Below are 15,540 nucleotides of genomic sequence, written 5' to 3'. Positions count from 1 at the left end.
CGCGATGTACGATGTCATTATTGTCGGCGGCGGCTCCGCCGGCGCCGTTGTTGCGGCACGGCTTTCCGAGGATCCCGCAAGGCGCGTCCTGTTGCTCGAAGCGGGGCTAGACTGGCGCGCCGACGAGGCGCCCTGGGAAGTGATGACGCCGAATCCCATACCGATCATCCACAAGCGCGAGTTCCAGGAAAAATGGCAGTGGCCCGATCTGCTGACGTGCCGGGTGGCGGGGCAGGAGCCGCGCTTTTATTGGCGCGGCAAGGGGCTGGGCGGCAGTTCGATGATGAACGGCCAGATCGCCATCCGCGGCGTCGCCGATGCGTTCGACGAATGGGCCGCCAATGGATGTACCGGCTGGTCGGCCAGGGACGTGATGCCGCTGTTCTCGGTGATCGAGGATGATCTGGAGTTCGGCGACGTCCAAGGCCACGGACGCGGCGGACCGCTACCGGTCTACCGCGCGCCGCCGGAAAACTGGGGCCCGATCGATCGGGCCTTGCGCGATGCGGCGCTGGCGAGCGGCTATCCCTGGTGCGCCGACCTCAATGGTCCGGACGGCGAGGGCGTGGCCTGTTATCCCATCAACAGTCGCGATAGCCGCCGCATCACCACCAATGAGGGCTATCTGGAGCCCGCACGCGGCCGTGCCAATCTGGAGATCCGCGGCAAGGCGCTGGTCGACCGCGTGATCATCAAGGACGGCCGGGCGACCGGAGTCCGGATCCATGTCGATGGTCAGGGCACGAGCGAGATCAGCGCACGCCAGATCGTGCTGTGCGCCGGCGCCATCCACAGTCCGGCGATCCTGCTGCGTTCGGGCATCGGACCGGCCGGCGAGCTGAAGGCGATGGGGATCGCGGTCGAGCAGGACCTGCCGGTCGGCCGGCACTTCTTCGACCACCCGCTGTTTCGCGCAACGATCCAGCTCCGCGAGGATCTCCGCCCCACCGACCCAGATACCCGCCATACCAATTGCTGTGTGACCTATTCCTCCGGCCTGGCCGGCGGCGGCAAGCGCGACATGATCCTGATCGCCTTCAACCACCGTGGCATCGGTGTGCCCGGAGCGATCGGCGCCGGGCTGTTCAACGCGTTTTCTCGTGGAACGCTTAGATTGGCCTCGATCGACCCCGAGGTCGATCCGGTCGTCGAGGAGAACATGCTGGCTGATCCCCGCGACATGCTGCGGATGATGGATGCGGTGAAGCGACTGGCCGCGCTCACGGTCCAACCTGCGCCGGCCGGCATCGCCGACTGGATAAGGCTGGCTGACACCGATCTGACGCTGCCGCAGGCTGCGGCACTGCCTGATCACGAGCTCGATGCGGTGCTGCGCCGTGAAACCGGCGACATCCAGCACGCCGCCGGCAGCTGCCGCATGGCCGGCTTTGGCAATGCGGAGGGCGTCGTCAATCCCGACGGCACGGTGAAAGGCATCGCCGGCTTGCGCGTTGCCGACGCGTCGATCATGCCGTCGGACTGCCGCGCCAACACCCACTTCACGACGGTGGTGATCGGCGAGGCGATCGCGCGGATGATGATGCGGTAGTGCTGCAACGGTATCATGCCCCGCGACCGGGCTACGCCAAGGCTTCGCCGGGGTAGAGGTCCAGGGGCGCCGAAGCTTTAGCGAAGGCGGCAGGCGGGGCATCCACTACTCCGAGGCCTCTCCGCATCTCACAATCGTCTCGGAGTACAGCGCCGCCTTGTACTTGATGCTCGGTGCAGCCTCGAGAAAGCGCAACCTCCTCGGGGCTCAAAACAATCGGCACCTTGCGCGGCTCGTGCATGAACGCCAGCTGCTTGGCGAGGTCGGGACGATCAAGCGTCACATTGAACAAGAACCGCAGCGCCGAGACGGTGGCGTTGATCTTCGGCGTGCCCGCGCCACACGATGCCAGATGCAGCCGGAAGCCGCGCACGTACTCTGCTTTGGCCACGTCGGGAGAGCGGCCGAGAAACGCGGCGAACTCCTTGACCCTTTGCACGTAGTCATGTTGGGTCTTCGGCGCGAACTTGCGGATCGTCATGTCTTCGATCATGCGCCGGCGTAACGGGCTCACGGCCTAGTCGGTCATGGAGGTGCTCCTGTCTTGAGTGAGGTTGGCAGTTCCTCGATCTCAAGACAGGACGCTTCCGCACGCTACGCCCTTGATAATTGCTAGAAGCCGCCCCAGGGCCCTACTGCGCGAGCGGTTTAGTCCATTGACCCTTAGCCGTCATTCGTGTGGTAGTTGAGTTGACAGAGCGAGCTGCGAAATCAGCTGCCGAGCACCATCCACCAATTCGTGGACGACATCCGCTGCGGGCTTAATCGCATTGACTAAACCGACGCCCTGTCCCGCAAGAAAATCCATCGAGTCAAGGTCGCCCGAGGCATCTGGCGTCGGTGGAAAGCCCATGAAGCGCAGGAGTGGCGTTGCCCGGCCGCCGATCTTGGTTTCGCCAATCTGCGGCTCATCGGCGCGCTGTTCACTGCCACGCGCCTCATGTGGTAGCCAGCGCTCGACAAAGGACGTGCGCAGGGTGCGATGCGGCGCATTGGGCCAGCCATGACCGAAAAGTGTCGTCCGCACCGTGTGATCTTCAGCCGCGTCGATAACCTTCTGCTTATAGACCGGATGTGCGTAGGCTTCTGTCGTGGCAATCAGCCTCGTTCCGATCATCACCCCCTGCGCTCCGAGGGCGAGAGCGGCGGCGAAGCCGCGCGCATCGGCGATACCTCCGGCTGCAATCACGGGAACTGGAGCTACCGCGTCCACGACCCGCGGTACCAGCGCCATTGTTGAGATTTCGCCAGCGAGGTGGCCGCCGGCTTCCACACCTTGAGCAACGATGGCATCGACCCCGGCACGTGCCGCTCTCTGGGCGTCGGCAACTGAGCCAATTTGGTCGATCACCTTCACCCCTGCCGCATGGGCCGGAGCTACAAAGGGTGTCGGATCGCCCCAAAATGTCAAAAGCACTGAAACCCGCTCCTCGAGGCACACGTCGATGATCGCCTCGATGGGAAATGGCAAATGCGGCCCGCCCAGCAATACACCGACCCCGAACGGTTTGTCCGTGAGCGACCGCAGGCGGCCAATCTCCTCGCGCAGCACCGGCGGCGGGTTGCCGCTAAATGATATGATGCCGAACCCGCCAGCATTGCTCACCGCTGCCGCAAGCTCGGGCCCGCTGATAAACCCCATCGGGGCGGCAAAGACGGGCACGTCAATGGCCAACAGATCAGAGAGCGGGGTGCGCAACACGACAGCCTCCCGTACATATCCGACATTGCCCTGCCGCTGCAGCGGAAGTAAACATCGCCGACCGCGCAGACGCAAGGCGGCACGCTCTGAAGGTCCGGAGTTGGCCAAGGCCGCCATAGAAGCCTGTGGGATTCAACATTGCCTTCCGACAGCAAGCCGGACGCGACGAACCGATGAGTCCACGTCCTAGATCATCCCCGCCAGCCGCAGCACTACGCCGGCCGCGCAACTGCCGGCCAGCACGGTGAGCATGCCAAGCTTGAGCCGGAAGATCGCGGCTGCGGCCGCGATCGACAGCACGAGCGCCGGCACATCGACGCTGGCCAGCACCGGCATGTCGAAGGCAAACGGGAAGGCCTGCACCGGCACGGTCGCGCGAAACAGCGTGTGCAGCGCGAACCAGATCGAGAGGTTGAGGATCACGCCGACGACGGCGGCCGTGATCGCGCTGAGCGCACCGGCAAGGCCCGTATTGCCGCGCAGCCGCTCGATATAGGGGGCGCCGACGAAGATCCAGAGGAAGCAGGGCGTGAAGGTGATCCAGGTTGCGAGCAATCCGCCGAACGTCGCCGCGAGCGTCGGTGACAGCCCGCTTGGATCGCGATAGGCCGCCATGAAGCCCACGAACTGGAGCACCATGATCACCGGGCCGGGCGTGGTCTCGGCCATGCCGAGGCCATCGAGCATCTCGTGCGGCTTGAGCCAGTGATAATGCTCGACAGCCTGCTGGGCGACGTAAGACAGCACCGCATAGGCGCCGCCTGATGGCCGTGCCGAGGCCGACGGCGTAAGGTTCAGGCTTCCGCTTGGAGCGGGACCGGCGACAGAACGGCGACACTGTCAATGGAGAGTCGCGCCAGCATCTCGCGCAGCAGCAGGGCAGCCTCCTGTCGCTCGTCGTCGGACATCAACTTGAAATTGGCATCGAGCTTGAAGTGGGGCATCTCCGCGCGAACCTCGTGCTTTTCTTTCAAATTCTCGTGGAGGTCGATCACCCGGTAGGTATGAATGAGATGGCTGAAGCCCTTCACCTTGATCGGCTCGCACTCCTCGCAGTAGACCTCATCCTTGACGTGGGCGAAGGGGATCTCGCCCGGCGTGGCGGCGGACTCCAGTCGAGCCGCAAGATTCACGCCGCTGCCGATGATGGTGTATTCCATTCGATCCTCGCTGCCAAAGTTGCCGACGGTGCAGTAGCCCGTGTTGATTCCGATCCGGCACTCCAGCGGCTTTTCGATGCCCGCATCCCGCCAGATGTGCCTCAGGTCGTGCAGCCTCTCTCGCATGGCGATGGCCATCTTGACACAGGCGAGGGCGTCTTCCTTGATGCCCTGCGTCTCCGGGTCACCGAAGAATGCGACAATGGCGTCTCCAACGTACTTGTCGACGGTCGCACCGAAGGACAGCGCGATCCGGGACATCTCTGTCAGATAATGGTTGAGAAGCTGCGTAAGATCCTCGGATTCGAGCCTCTCCGACGTCTCGGTGAAGCCGGCGATGTCCGAGAAGAAGACCGTTAGCCGCTTGCGATCGCTCGTAATTCTAACTTCCTGCTTGCCGGAGAAGATCGAATCATAGACCTGCGGCGATAGGTATTTGGCGAGCTTGCTCGATAGCGACTCGAGCCTCTTGTTCTTGAGCGCGATCTCCTCGGATGCCAGCCGCACCCGCTCGTTGGCCTCCGACAGTTCCTGCGAGCTGAGTTCGAGCGAGCGCTCGAGCAGTGCACGTTGATTGTCCGCACTGATATAGCCGGCATCGACGGCAGCGATGAACGCCTTCAGCTCCTCCGGAACTTCGTCCTTGATCCCGAGATGCTTCCGAAGCTGGCGACTGAGGAGGCTATGCATTCCGAACTCCCCGTAGAAGCGGGACGCCGGCTCTGCAGAGCTGTCATCCCGTTGTACAGTTCGTGCCTGAGTAGGATCGTTCCTCGAAATTGCTACGCTTTCTTGAACCCTGCTCTATGCTTTGACGGGTTTTCTTCACGCGAACCGACGTCCCATTTCGCTCGAAAACGCGCTCTAGTACTTCCTTTTCTTAAAGCGTGAGTCGCAATTCAAGATCGGAGGCCTACCGAAGCGAGAGAAGTCCACCTTTCGTCCAAAGGCCGCCGTATCACTGAGCTCTGATTCCGGGTACTAGTGCTCCGAAAACACAGTTATGGTCATCGTCTGATTATGCAGCCGGCAGGCTTCGCCCTGGCTGAACGGCGCGAGTTCACCGTAGGAGTAGAACCCCGCGATCGTGGCATCGTCGCCGAGCACCTCCCGTACGGCCTCGGTCTCTTCCTCGGTGCGCTGATCCATCACGAGCTTTCGCCCGACGCAGCTGACCAGCAGCGCCAGATCCGGCTTCTGCCCTCCGAGTCCCTTCATGCTCGTCTCGGCCGCGGCCCTGGCGCCCTCAACGAGATCGTCAACATTGGTCTTCATTAGCTGAGCAGTTCCGCCCTGGGGGATGTCACCGGCGAAGGTCATGGACTTGTTTGGCTCGTCGATCGACAGGATGGTGCGCACCACGCTCACCTTGGAGTTGGCCTCGGTGACTGCGATGGGAAACAGAAGTGCGGATGCCGGCAGCTTCTCGGCGTGCGGCCCCAGATACGTCTTGTAGAGATCGAGCGCGTTCCGTCCGTCGAGCTCGTAGAGCACGTTTCCTTCGGCTCGCGTGATCTCGCGGATCGGCCCGAACGACTCCCAGCCTCCCATCGAACCATACCCAATCTTGAGATGGTCACCGTAGAAGCCGATGGCGGCCGCGCGTTGCGGGCTGGCGCCGCTTTCGTCGACCACCAGGGTTTCGGCGAAGTTGGCGCCGTCTCCTGACAGCCCTCCGGTCACCGACACGGTCGAGGCGACGCCGCCGGCGATTCCCTTCGCGAGTTCGGATCCGTTGACCTTCAAGCCGTCCGACATGACGAACACGTGGCGCAGCGTGTCGTCGTTCAGCTGTCGGGCAAGCTCCTTTCCAACCTCAAAACTGGTCTGTCCCTCGCCAATCGTGGCGTGGGCTGCCCGGAAGTTCGTGTGATCGAAACCTATAACGGTCGCCACCAACGAGTCGTCCGTCACTTCATCCCCGGCAATCTCGCCGGAGGTCGAGCCCCCGATCAGCATCGTGATCCTGAAGCTCGCCCGTCAGCGCTCTGTCCTTCAGCAACTGCTTTGCACCGAATGTAAATATGAGCCTCTGCGGGCCGGCCTTGGCAGCCGGCAATTCCGGAGTCCAGCCGCGGCTTTGAATCCATTGGTATTGCGCATGTTGCATGACCTTCTTCCTCCTGCAAGAAAGGTGATCATGCCGAGTAAAATGTCTAACGAGTCAGGGTCTCTGCACGACCACCTTCACCAATGACCGTTTGCGGCGCATCTGAAATACGACTTCGCCACATGGAAGTCATTTAGCCTACACTGAAGTGGTTTGATTTAAAAGGACTACTCGTTTTTCCTCTTTACTCGACCACGAATAGGACGGCTGGGCGCTTATCAGGCGATCGACTGGCGCAACCCGCAGCATACGTGGATCGCTCATCCGAAGCCGCAGATCGAAACCGCTTTCAACCCAACTCGGACCCTGCATCCTAGTGAATTCCTGTGAACCTCTGCGGCCACTCCCAGACCTAATCAGTGGGGGCTCAACGGAGGGATTAGGTCATGGCCATTGTACAATTTACACGCTTCAAGAGCGACAAGCCTGAGGAGATGATTAAGACCGCGAAGCAGGCGAAGGCAATCTTCGAAAAACATGGCGCAGAATTTCTTCGGCTTTCTCGGTTTCACACTGGTACGTGGGCCGGGGAGTTTCTTATCGCTACGCGCTATTCCAGTTGGGAAGTGTACGGAAAGGTACAGGAGGCATTGGCAAAGGACGAGGCATTCGCAAAGCTGTACGCGCACACAGCTACCTTTGCCGAATTGACGGGCCGTAACATCGCGGTCGGCATCGATCTCTGAGGATCCGCTGCAAGTTGCGGCGTTGCTTTCGAGTATTGAGGTTCTGTGAGCCGCATCGGCCGCGGGGTGCTCTCTTTCAGTTTACGATCCCCACTGACTGAGGCGCCATCCGTGATCCATGTCGCCTGTTGGCCCCGAAGACGAAGATCGCCATCGTGTCCGGCACGTCGGCAGTCGGGGCCAGACTGGACATCAGGAAGGCGCGGGCAAATTGGCGCGAATGGGCCCAAAGCGGGCATCGCGCTGACGTGACCCAGGAGCCGTCCTGCGCCGATGCGATTGCAGCGCGCACAGCATTGCCCACGTCTATACTCAAGCGCGCCCTTGCCTCGAACGGGTCCGGAACTTGCGCAACGCCCCCAGTGCGCAAGTGCGCACAAGGCGGGCGATGACGGTGAGAGTGGGGCTAGACTTACCGTCGCGCCGATACACGTTTCAAACAGCGGGCGAGAGTTCACATTCTCGCGGCGCGTTTCGCCCGAGTTTTGCTCCGTCGCGTCGCCCGTATGAAGTCGTGTCGTTCGCGCGAAGGCAGTTGCTCACGGCCAAAGCCGCCCTGCAATGCCATTCGCGCCCGCCGCCGTCGCGTCCATCGCACCCCCAGCCCGCGGTTCGTGACGATCGTGATCCGCCCCTTGTCTCGGGCCAGGATGTTTCGCTTCTACGACAAATCCGAATTTCGGTAAAGTGGAATATTTTTGGAGGGGAGCTTGAGAAGCGATGGGACGGTGGCGGTCGTGGCTGTTTTGCCCGATGAGCGTAGATGCCGAGCTTTGGCCTAGCTAGGGCGTGGTTGAAAAAGACGGCAACCGCCCACAAGCTTCGACCTTTTCCAGCTCCGCGACTGGCCAAGGCCGCCATGCAGCCTCCTGTCGGATTTAACGTTGCCTTCCGATAGCAAACCGGACGCGCGACGAACCTATAAGTCTACGTCCTAGATCACCCCTACCAGCCGCAGCACCACGCCCCCCGCGCAACTGCCCGCGAGCACGGTGAGCATGCCAAGCTTGAGCCGGAAGATCGCGGTCGCCGCCGCGATCGACAGCACCAGCGCAGGAACGTCGACGCTCGTCAGCACCGGCTGGTCGAAGGCGAACGGAAAGGCCTGCACCGGCACGGTCTTGCGGAACAGGGTGTGCAGCGCGAACCAGATCGAGAGGTTGAGGATCACGCCGACGACCGCGGCCGTGATCGCGCTGAGCGCACCGGCAAGGCCGGTGTTGCCGCGCAGCCGCTCGATATAGGGGGCGCCGACGAAGATCCAGAGGAAGCAAGGCGTGAAGGTGACCCAGGTCGCGAGCAGGCCGCCGAGCGTTGCGGCGAGCATCGGTGACAGGCCGCTCGCGTCGCGGTAGGCCGCCATGAAGCCCACGAACTGGAGCACCATGATCAGCGGACCGGGCGTGGTCTCGGCCATGCCGAGGCCGTCGAGCATCTCGTGCGGCTTGAGCCAGTGATAATGCTCGACCGCTTGCTGGGCGACGTAGGCCAGCACCGCATAGGCGCCGCCGAACGTGACCAGCGCCATCTTGGAGAAAAACAGTGCGATCTGGCTGAACACGTTGGCCTGTCCGAGCACCAGAAGCAGCGCGATCACCGGCATGAGCCAGAGCGCCAGCCACAACGCGCCGACGCGGATCGTGCGGCCTGTGTCGGGGCGGACGTGATCGGGCACGGCTTCGCCGAGCATGCTGTCGATCAAGGCGCCGTTGCCGCCGCCGCCGTGGCCGGCCGGCGCGAACTCGGGACGGCCATGTTTGGCACCGACATAGCCGATCACGCCGGCGGCGATGATGATGATCGGGAAGGGAACGGCGAAGAAGAAGATGGCGACGAAGGCGATCGCGGCCAGCGCAATCATGATGCGGTTCTTCAGCGCGCGCTTGCCGACACGCACCACGGCCTCGACGACGATGGCGAGCACGGCGGCCTTCAGCCCGAAGAATAGCGCCTCGACGAAGCTGACATTGCCGAAGGCGGCGTAGACGTAGCTCAGGCCCATGATGGCGATGATGCCGGGCAGGATGAACAGCCCGCCCGCCATCAGGCCGCCGGCGGTGCGGTGCATCAGCCAGCCGATATAGGTCGCAAGCTGCTGCGCCTCCGGTCCCGGCAGAAGCATGCAGTAGTTCAGCGCATGCAGGAACCGGCCTTCGGAGATCCAGTTCTTCTCCTCGACCAGGATGCGGTGCATCACCGCGATCTGGCCCGCGGGCCCGCCGAAACTCAGGCAGGCGACGCGGAGCCAGACGCGAAACGCTTCCCTGAAGCTGATGCCGTGACCGGCATCAGCTCCTGTTTCGACAGTACGGGTATCCATTACGCCTTCGCCTTGTTGGTCGGCCAGTTGTGGGTCTCGGTGGTGGCGTCGCGGCACCAGCGGTAGAAGGCGTCGTAGAGCAGCATGCCGGCTTCGAGCTGTTCGAGATCGTCGTCATACATCCGTGACAGCCCGAGCGAGGCTGCGAGCAGGCCGGGGGCCTCCGGCGCAAGGTCGGGCCGCGCGGTGTCGGCGCCGCGCACCAGCGTGGCCAGCCGGAGCAGCGGCGGCGCGGCAATCCCGAACTCCTCGATCATCACGTCGAAGGTGCAGAGCTCGCCGCGGTGGCTCCAGAACACGTTCTCGATGTCGAAGGGCGCCGCGTTGAAGCGTTCGCCGACGGCCACCACTTCGGAAGGTGCCACGAACAGGAATACCGCATTGGGATCGACGAAGCGCCGGATCAGCCAGGGGCAGGCGATGCGATCGACCTTGGGCCGCGCCCGGGTGACCCAGACGGTGCGTCCCTTGGCGTCGCGTGGCGGCAGCTTGCGGGTGTCGACCAGCGGCAGTTTTGCCGCCTTCCAGCCCTCGAAGCCGCCTTCCAGCGTCTCGGCGCGGACTCCGAGTTGCCTGAGCCAGGCCGCAGTACCTTGCGCGAGCTTTTCGCCACGCAGGCATGAGACGATCGCGGAGCGGCCGGCGAAGTCGGCGCCCCAGTCCGAGACTTTCTCGTGGCTGAGCTTGATCGAACCGGGGATCAGCCGCCGGTCGGCGGCAAAATCCTCGTCCGTGCGCACGTCAATCAGGGCAGGGGCGTTCGCCGTGCCGATCAGCCGTACCAGTTTGTCAGATGATATCGTCGTGTAGGAAGACATGATGCGCCCTCGTAAAATTAAACGGGACGCGATACTTGGGCATGTCGCCTCGTGGGGAGATCGCTCAAATCCCCATAACCTTAATTACACCGAAACGGCACCGACCTGTCAATCGGCTCGTTTCGCCGATTTTACCCGGAAGACCCGCAGGTCTATATTGCGGGTCAATGAGCCGGACCTATCGGAGAATTTTCGATGCATTCCCATTCCATCGAACAATGGACCCATGACCATGCTTTCCTGGGCGAGAAGCACGACGAGAACGAGCGGCGCACCTGGCTGGTCGTCGTCCTGACGCTGGTCATGATGGTCGGCGAGATCGTCGCCGGCTCGTTGTTCGGCTCGATGGCGCTGCTCGCCGACGGCTGGCACATGGGAACCCATGCGGCGGCGCTCGGCATCGCCGCGTTCGCCTACCGCTTTGCGCGCCGGCATCTGGGAAACGCGCATTTCACCTTCGGCACCGGCAAGTTCGGCGATCTCGCCGCCTTCGCCAGTGCGATCATTCTGGGCTTGATCGCGGTCGAGATCGCCTATGAGAGCGTGCTGCGGCTGATCACGCCGGTGCCGATCGTCTATGGCGAGGCGATCGCGGTGGCCGTGCTCGGCCTGTGCGTCAACCTCGCGAGCGCGTGGCTATTGCGCGACAGCCATGATCATCACCACGGGCATGATCACGGGCATGCACATGATGAGCATCACGATCATCACCATGATCACCACCATCCTCATCACGACAACAATCTCCGCGCGGCCTACGTCCATGTCATGGCGGATGCCGCGACTTCCGTGCTGGCGATCGCGGCACTCGCCGTCGCGATGTATTCGGGGTGGGCCTGGGCCGATCCCGCCGTGGGACTGATCGGCAGCGCGGTGATCGCGAGCTGGGCGTTCGGGCTGATCAAGAGCTCCGGCGCGGTACTGCTCGACGTGCGCACCGACGAGAAGCTCGAGCGCACCATTCGCGCACGCATGGAGGTCGGAGACGACCGCGTCACCGATCTGCATCTCTGGCAGGTTGGCCCCAGCCATTGTGCCGTGCTGGTCTCGGTGGTGTCGGACAAGCCGAAGCAACCGGCCGTCTACAAGAAGCGGCTCGCCGGCCTGAGGGGCCTCAGCCACGTCACAGTCGAAGTCGAGACCTGCGCGCATTGAGACTGTCGGGAATTCTGCGGACCAAGCGGGGTTGATCCTCAGTCTTCGTCGCGCATCGCTGTAACAGGGGAACAAGAACAATGTCCCGGATCAAGCTCGCTTTCGCCGTCGTCATACTCGCTCTGTCCGGCCACGGGGCCATCGCGCAGTCGGAAAAGACCGGCGTCGAAAAGCTCTATGTCCTCAATTGCGGGGAGGGCACCGCCGGCGACATCTCGCGCTGGACGCCCGGCCTGAACGAGGGCAAGACGATGGACTTCGTCGACACCTGCTATCTCATCAAGCACAGCAAGGGCTGGTTCCTGTGGGACACCGGGATCGCCGATGCGGTCGCCGCGATGCCGAACGGGCTTGTGCCCGCCGATCCCAAGGCCGTGACCTGGCGCCGGCCGAAGACGCTGCAAGCCCAGCTCGAGCAACTCGGCCTCAAACCGGATGACGTCAAGGCGCTGGGCATCTCGCACACGCATCCGGACCACACCGGCAATGTCGAGCTGTTCCCGCAGGCTGTCCTTTTCGTGCAGAAGACCGAATATGACTGGCCCGGCGCCAACAACGAGCCGCGCTTCAAGCCTTCGCACCCAGTCGAGCTGTTGTCGGGCGACAAGGACCTGTTCGGCGACGGCAGCGTAACAGTGCTGTCGACGCCGGGTCACACGCCGGGACACCAGTCGTTGCTGGTGAAATTGCCGAAGACCGGCGCGGTGGTGCTGTCAGGCGATGCCGTTCATTTCAAGGATAACTGGGACAACCGCCGTGTGCCCAGCATGAACGTCAGCAAGGACCAGACGACGGCCTCGATGCAGAAGATCGCCGACACGCTCGACAAGGAGAAGGCGCAGCTCTGGATCAACCACGATAAGGCCCAGCGCGACAGCCAGAAGACGTCGCCGGAGTTTTACGACTGAGGCGTTGATCAGCCTTTGGGCGCCGTGATCGGCGGCGGTTCGCCTTGCGGTGTCTTCTTCGGCTTCAGCGTGCCGGCGTAGAACGAGAGCAGCCAGACCAGAATGATGGCGAGGAGATAGACGCCCCAGGCCTGCGGCGGCGTGGTTGCCCAGCGCAGCAGGCCTTTGAATGTACGGGGTGGGCCGGTGTCGTCGTTCCTCATGGCCGGCTTGTGCGCGAAAGCGGCAGCGCGGTCAATCCGGTCGCCGATCCGCTCGGACGAGAAACAACGCGGCCAGCGCCGAGAGGCTGAGCGCGGACGAGACGATCAGCACCTTGGCTCCCATGACGTCGATGAGCAGGCCGAAGGCCAGCGGTGCCACAGCCTGCGCCATCCGCGCCGGCGCGCCGATGACGCCGAGGCGATAGCCGAAATCCTTCGGGCCGAAGATCGACAGCGGCAGCGTGCCGCGCGCAATGGTCAGGATGCCGTTGCCCGAGCCGTGGAACAGCGCGAACGCGCTAGCCGCGGCGCCCCCGAAGATCGCGACGACCACCGCGCCGATCGGGTGGGTGAGGCATGCGAGGCGCGTCGACCACAGCGGATGGAAGCGGCTCAGGAAGCCCGCTTCGAGAATGCGCGCGCCCACTTGCGCCGGGCCGATCAACGCGCCGGCTGCGATCGCTTCGACCGGCGTCGCGCCCGTTACCTCCAGGATGCGCGGGAAATGCGCCGCCATCGCGCCGGTGACGGTCCAGACCGCGGCGAAGATGAAGGCGAGCAGGATCATGGTGCGGTCGAGCGGCAAGTGCGGCTTTTCCGCAGTCGCCACGGCCTGCCTGGCCCCCTTGATTGTCGGCAGCACGAAGAAGTTGAGGGGAAGCCCGATCAGGATGTTGGCGCCGGCCCAGGCAAAACAGGTGTCGCGCCAGCCGATATGCGACAGGCCCCAGGCGGTGAGCGGCCAGCCGATTGTCGAGGCGAAGCCCGCCATCAGCGTGATGCCGGTGATCGAGCGGCGCGCCTCGGTGCCGTAGATGCGGCCGAGGGCGGCGAAGGCGGCATCGTAGAGGCCCATCGCCATGCCGATGCCGAGCACCAGCCAGGCGATCGCCATCACGGCCACCGATTGCGAGAGGCCGAGCAGCACGAGGCCGGTCGCGATCGTCAAATTGGAGGCCGACAGCACCTGCCGGCCGCCGACGAGATCGATCTGCCGGCCGATGCGCGGGCCGAGCATCGCGGAGATCACGAGCGAGGCCGAGAACGCGCCAAAGATCCAGTTCGAGGAGACGCCGAGGTCGCGCGCCATGGGGTCGGCAAGCAGCGCCGGCAGATAGTAGCTGGAGGCCCAGGCCAGTGTCTGCGTGGTGCCGAGCGCCAGGATGATCGGAAGCTGGCGCTGGCTCATGTCCTCGTATTTCTGCTCGATGGTGTCATCGGTTCCATTTGCAGCCGCGGCGAGAGCACGTCAACAGCGTCCGCGGCATACACGACCTGCCGCGGCCGGGAGCCTTGGTTGCGCTCTGTCCGTGCGGCCTTTCGTTCGTCACGAATGCACGCCATAATGGCGTATGCAATTGTCCTCGCGCCTGGCGTTGATGAACTGGCTGGCGAGCCAGGGGCTCACGGGCCTGCCTGAACCCGAACTGCTCCGCGGCTTCTGTGAGCGCTGCCGTGCCGAAGGGCTCGATCTGTCGCGTGGGCTGGTCTTCATCGATACGCTGCATCCGATCTATGAAGGCCGAGGGTTCCGCTGGTCCGATCGTTCCAGTAACGAGAGCGACAATTTCGAGTACGGCTCGACCGCGGAGGGCGATCCGAACAAAAACTGGCGCCGTTCGGTGTTCTTCCATCTGCTCGAGCACGGCCAGGACGAGATGGTGATCGACCTGGCCGACGTCGCTTCGCTCGATTTTTCGCAAATCGGCGAGCTCGCCGAGAAGGGGCATCGGCATTTTCTCGCCTTCGTGCATCGCTTCGGCGAGAATGGCGCGCTCGGGCAGATGGACTGCCTCTATTCCTATTGGACGACGCGGCGCGCCGACGGCTTTAGGGAGGCCGAGCTCGCGGCGCTGCGCGATCTCGTACCGGTGCTGGGGCTCGCGATCAAGTCGGCGCAGCAGGTCGACATCGCTCGCACGCTCGGCCGCGTCTATCTCGGGCGCGATGCCTCCGAGCAGGTGCTCCGCGGACGCATCTCACGCGGCGTCACCGAGCGCATCAACGCCGTGCTGTGGTACTCGGATCTGCGCGGCTCAACCGGCATCAGCGAGAGCATCGGTCCCGACGAGATCATCCCGTTCCTGAACGACTATGCGCAGGCGGTGATCGACCCGATCCACGATGCCGGCGGCGACGTGCTGAAGCTGATCGGCGACGGCGTGCTCGCGATGTTCTGGGGCGAGGATATGGCGGATGCGCGGCGCGCTGCGCTGCGCGCCGAGCATCTGTTCCGCAAGAACGTTGCGGCGCTGAACGCACGGCGGAAGGCCGATGGACGTCCGACCACGTCGGCCTATATCGGCCTGCATGTCGGCGAGGTCTTTTACGGCAATATCGGCAGCGCGGACCGGCTCGACTTCACGGTGGTGGGGCCGACCGTGAACGAGGTCAGCCGCATTGCCTCGATGAGCCGCTCGGTCGATCGCGAACTGCTGGCATCGGCCGAGTTCTACAAGGGCCTCGATGCCGCCGGCCGCCGCTATCTCGTCTCGACCGGCCGCTACGCGCTCCGCGGCATCGGCCGCGCGCAGGATCTCTACACGCTCGATCCGGACGTCGACAGCAACGAGCCGGTGACGGGGAGCTACGAGCGGTATCTGGCAAATTAGGCTCGTGGCCTCAACAAGCTCCGTCATTGCGAGCGAAGCGAAGCAATCCAGAGTCTTTCTGCGGAGCGATTTCTGGATTGCTTGTGCGCCAGGCAAGCTGGCGCGGTCCAACCGGTGGAAGTCCGGTCCGGGTAAGCCGTAGCGGGCGCCCGGTAGTGAGTGTTGCGGTGTCGTCGGCGACGGCGGCAGCGAAGCGTACACAACGATGCTGTGGGGTGGGCTATTGAGCCGCGAAAGACAGAAACTCGCAGAGGCCGAGGCGGTAAGCAACGTCGAAGGCAACATGTGCGGTCCCGTTATGCGAGGGGCTGACGCTC

General features: G+C 63.5%; 12 protein-coding genes and 2 pseudogenes. 5 read left to right on the top strand and 9 right to left on the bottom strand.

The genetic code is table 11. The features are described from left to right. The first annotated feature begins 4 nt into the window (after nucleotides 1-4). On the top strand, nucleotides 5-1,549 hold the full coding sequence (locus IVA82_RS04735; protein ID WP_247387917.1) for a GMC family oxidoreductase: 1,545 nt from the start codon (nucleotides 5-7) through the stop codon (nucleotides 1,547-1,549). 31 nt (nucleotides 1,550-1,580) lie between these two features. Here IVA82_RS04735 and IVA82_RS04730 read toward each other — a convergent pair whose 3' ends face one another. From IVA82_RS04730 to IVA82_RS04710, 5 genes and pseudogenes are all read right to left on the bottom strand, one after another. After that, entirely contained in the window at nucleotides 1,581-2,042 is a 462-nt protein-coding gene (locus IVA82_RS04730) for a phage integrase N-terminal SAM-like domain-containing protein (RefSeq protein WP_247387918.1), read from the bottom strand. Nucleotides 2,043-2,219: 177 nt separating this feature from the next. Continuing rightward, nucleotides 2,220-3,251, bottom strand: coding sequence for a nitronate monooxygenase (locus IVA82_RS04725; RefSeq protein WP_247387920.1), 1,032 nt, complete (start codon nucleotides 3,249-3,251; stop codon nucleotides 2,220-2,222). Between the two features lie 186 nt (nucleotides 3,252-3,437). Further along, nucleotides 3,438-4,013: pseudogene (locus IVA82_RS04720) on the bottom strand (chromate transporter); the annotation flags it as partial. A gap of 32 nt (nucleotides 4,014-4,045) precedes the next feature. Then, nucleotides 4,046-4,903, bottom strand: a pseudogene (locus tag IVA82_RS04715) (adenylate/guanylate cyclase domain-containing protein); the annotation flags it as partial. A 489-nt stretch (nucleotides 4,904-5,392) separates the two neighbouring features. Beyond that, nucleotides 5,393-6,370 carry an FIST N-terminal domain-containing protein gene (locus IVA82_RS04710; protein ID WP_247387922.1) on the bottom strand — a complete coding sequence of 326 codons (978 nt, stop codon included), beginning with the start codon at nucleotides 6,368-6,370 and terminating at the stop codon, nucleotides 5,393-5,395. Nucleotides 6,371-6,907: 537 nt separating this feature from the next. On the opposite strand from IVA82_RS04710, the gene IVA82_RS04705 reads away from it, so the two are divergent. Beyond that, a complete protein-coding gene (locus IVA82_RS04705; RefSeq protein WP_091967377.1) occupies nucleotides 6,908-7,207 on the top strand; it encodes a hypothetical protein in 300 nt (99 codons plus the stop codon). A 934-nt stretch (nucleotides 7,208-8,141) separates the two neighbouring features. Here IVA82_RS04705 and chrA read toward each other — a convergent pair. Continuing rightward, nucleotides 8,142-9,527 carry a chromate efflux transporter gene (gene chrA, locus IVA82_RS04700; RefSeq protein WP_247387924.1) on the bottom strand — a complete coding sequence of 462 codons (1,386 nt, stop codon included), beginning with the start codon at nucleotides 9,525-9,527 and terminating at the stop codon, nucleotides 8,142-8,144. After that, nucleotides 9,527-10,345: a chromate resistance protein ChrB domain-containing protein gene (locus tag IVA82_RS04695; RefSeq protein ID WP_247387926.1), complete on the bottom strand. Its 819-nt coding sequence runs from the start codon at nucleotides 10,343-10,345 to the stop codon at nucleotides 9,527-9,529. Before IVA82_RS04695 ends, chrA begins: the two co-directional genes overlap by 1 nt. Nucleotides 10,346-10,540: 195 nt before the next feature. Between IVA82_RS04695 and dmeF the strand changes: the two genes are divergently transcribed. Continuing rightward, nucleotides 10,541-11,500: a CDF family Co(II)/Ni(II) efflux transporter DmeF gene (gene dmeF / locus IVA82_RS04690; RefSeq protein WP_247387929.1), complete on the top strand. Its 960-nt coding sequence runs from the start codon at nucleotides 10,541-10,543 to the stop codon at nucleotides 11,498-11,500. Between the two features lie 80 nt (nucleotides 11,501-11,580). Beyond that, nucleotides 11,581-12,408, top strand: coding sequence for an N-acyl homoserine lactonase family protein (locus IVA82_RS04685; RefSeq protein WP_247387930.1), 828 nt, complete (start codon nucleotides 11,581-11,583; stop codon nucleotides 12,406-12,408). A gap of 8 nt (nucleotides 12,409-12,416) precedes the next feature. Here the strand turns inward: IVA82_RS04685 and IVA82_RS04680 are convergent, their stop codons facing one another. Continuing rightward, nucleotides 12,417-12,611, bottom strand: coding sequence for a hypothetical protein (locus IVA82_RS04680; RefSeq protein ID WP_247387932.1), 195 nt, complete (start codon nucleotides 12,609-12,611; stop codon nucleotides 12,417-12,419). A 31-nt stretch (nucleotides 12,612-12,642) separates the two neighbouring features. Further along, the gene (locus IVA82_RS04675; protein ID WP_247387934.1) at nucleotides 12,643-13,800 is read right to left on the bottom strand and encodes an MFS transporter; all 1,158 of its coding nucleotides are present in this window, start codon (nucleotides 13,798-13,800) and stop codon (nucleotides 12,643-12,645) included. Nucleotides 13,801-13,963: 163 nt separating this feature from the next. On the opposite strand from IVA82_RS04675, the gene IVA82_RS04670 reads away from it, so the two are divergent. Next, on the top strand, nucleotides 13,964-15,223 hold the full coding sequence (locus IVA82_RS04670; RefSeq protein WP_247387935.1) for an adenylate/guanylate cyclase domain-containing protein: 1,260 nt from the start codon (nucleotides 13,964-13,966) through the stop codon (nucleotides 15,221-15,223). Nucleotides 15,224-15,540 lie beyond the last annotated feature (317 nt).

The organism is Bradyrhizobium sp. 142 (assembly GCF_023074015.1).
Taxonomy (GTDB): domain Bacteria; phylum Pseudomonadota; class Alphaproteobacteria; order Rhizobiales; family Xanthobacteraceae; genus Bradyrhizobium.
The sequence above is the reverse complement of the archived record's forward strand: the minus strand, read 5'-3'. Positions and strand labels throughout refer to the sequence as shown.

Bases quoted from the DNA above. Each gene is read 5' to 3' on its own strand.
- IVA82_RS04705 (WP_091967377.1), top strand. From the start codon at position 6,908: ATGGCCATTGTACAATTTACACGCTTCAAGAGCGACAAGCCTGAGGAG.
- dmeF (WP_247387929.1), top strand. From the start codon at position 10,541: ATGCATTCCCATTCCATCGAACAATGGACCCATGACCATGCTTTCCTG.
- IVA82_RS04710 (WP_247387922.1), bottom strand. From the start codon at position 6,370: ATGCTGATCGGGGGCTCGACCTCCGGCGAGATTGCCGGGGATGAAGTG.
- IVA82_RS04730 (WP_247387918.1), bottom strand. From the start codon at position 2,042: ATGATCGAAGACATGACGATCCGCAAGTTCGCGCCGAAGACCCAACAT.
- IVA82_RS04685 (WP_247387930.1), top strand. From the start codon at position 11,581: ATGTCCCGGATCAAGCTCGCTTTCGCCGTCGTCATACTCGCTCTGTCC.
- IVA82_RS04695 (WP_247387926.1), bottom strand. From the start codon at position 10,345: ATGTCTTCCTACACGACGATATCATCTGACAAACTGGTACGGCTGATC.
- IVA82_RS04670 (WP_247387935.1), top strand. From the start codon at position 13,964: ATGCAATTGTCCTCGCGCCTGGCGTTGATGAACTGGCTGGCGAGCCAG.
- IVA82_RS04680 (WP_247387932.1), bottom strand. From the start codon at position 12,611: ATGAGGAACGACGACACCGGCCCACCCCGTACATTCAAAGGCCTGCTG.
- chrA (WP_247387924.1), bottom strand. From the start codon at position 9,527: ATGGATACCCGTACTGTCGAAACAGGAGCTGATGCCGGTCACGGCATC.
- IVA82_RS04675 (WP_247387934.1), bottom strand. From the start codon at position 13,800: ATGAGCCAGCGCCAGCTTCCGATCATCCTGGCGCTCGGCACCACGCAG.
- IVA82_RS04735 (WP_247387917.1), top strand. From the start codon at position 5: ATGTACGATGTCATTATTGTCGGCGGCGGCTCCGCCGGCGCCGTTGTT.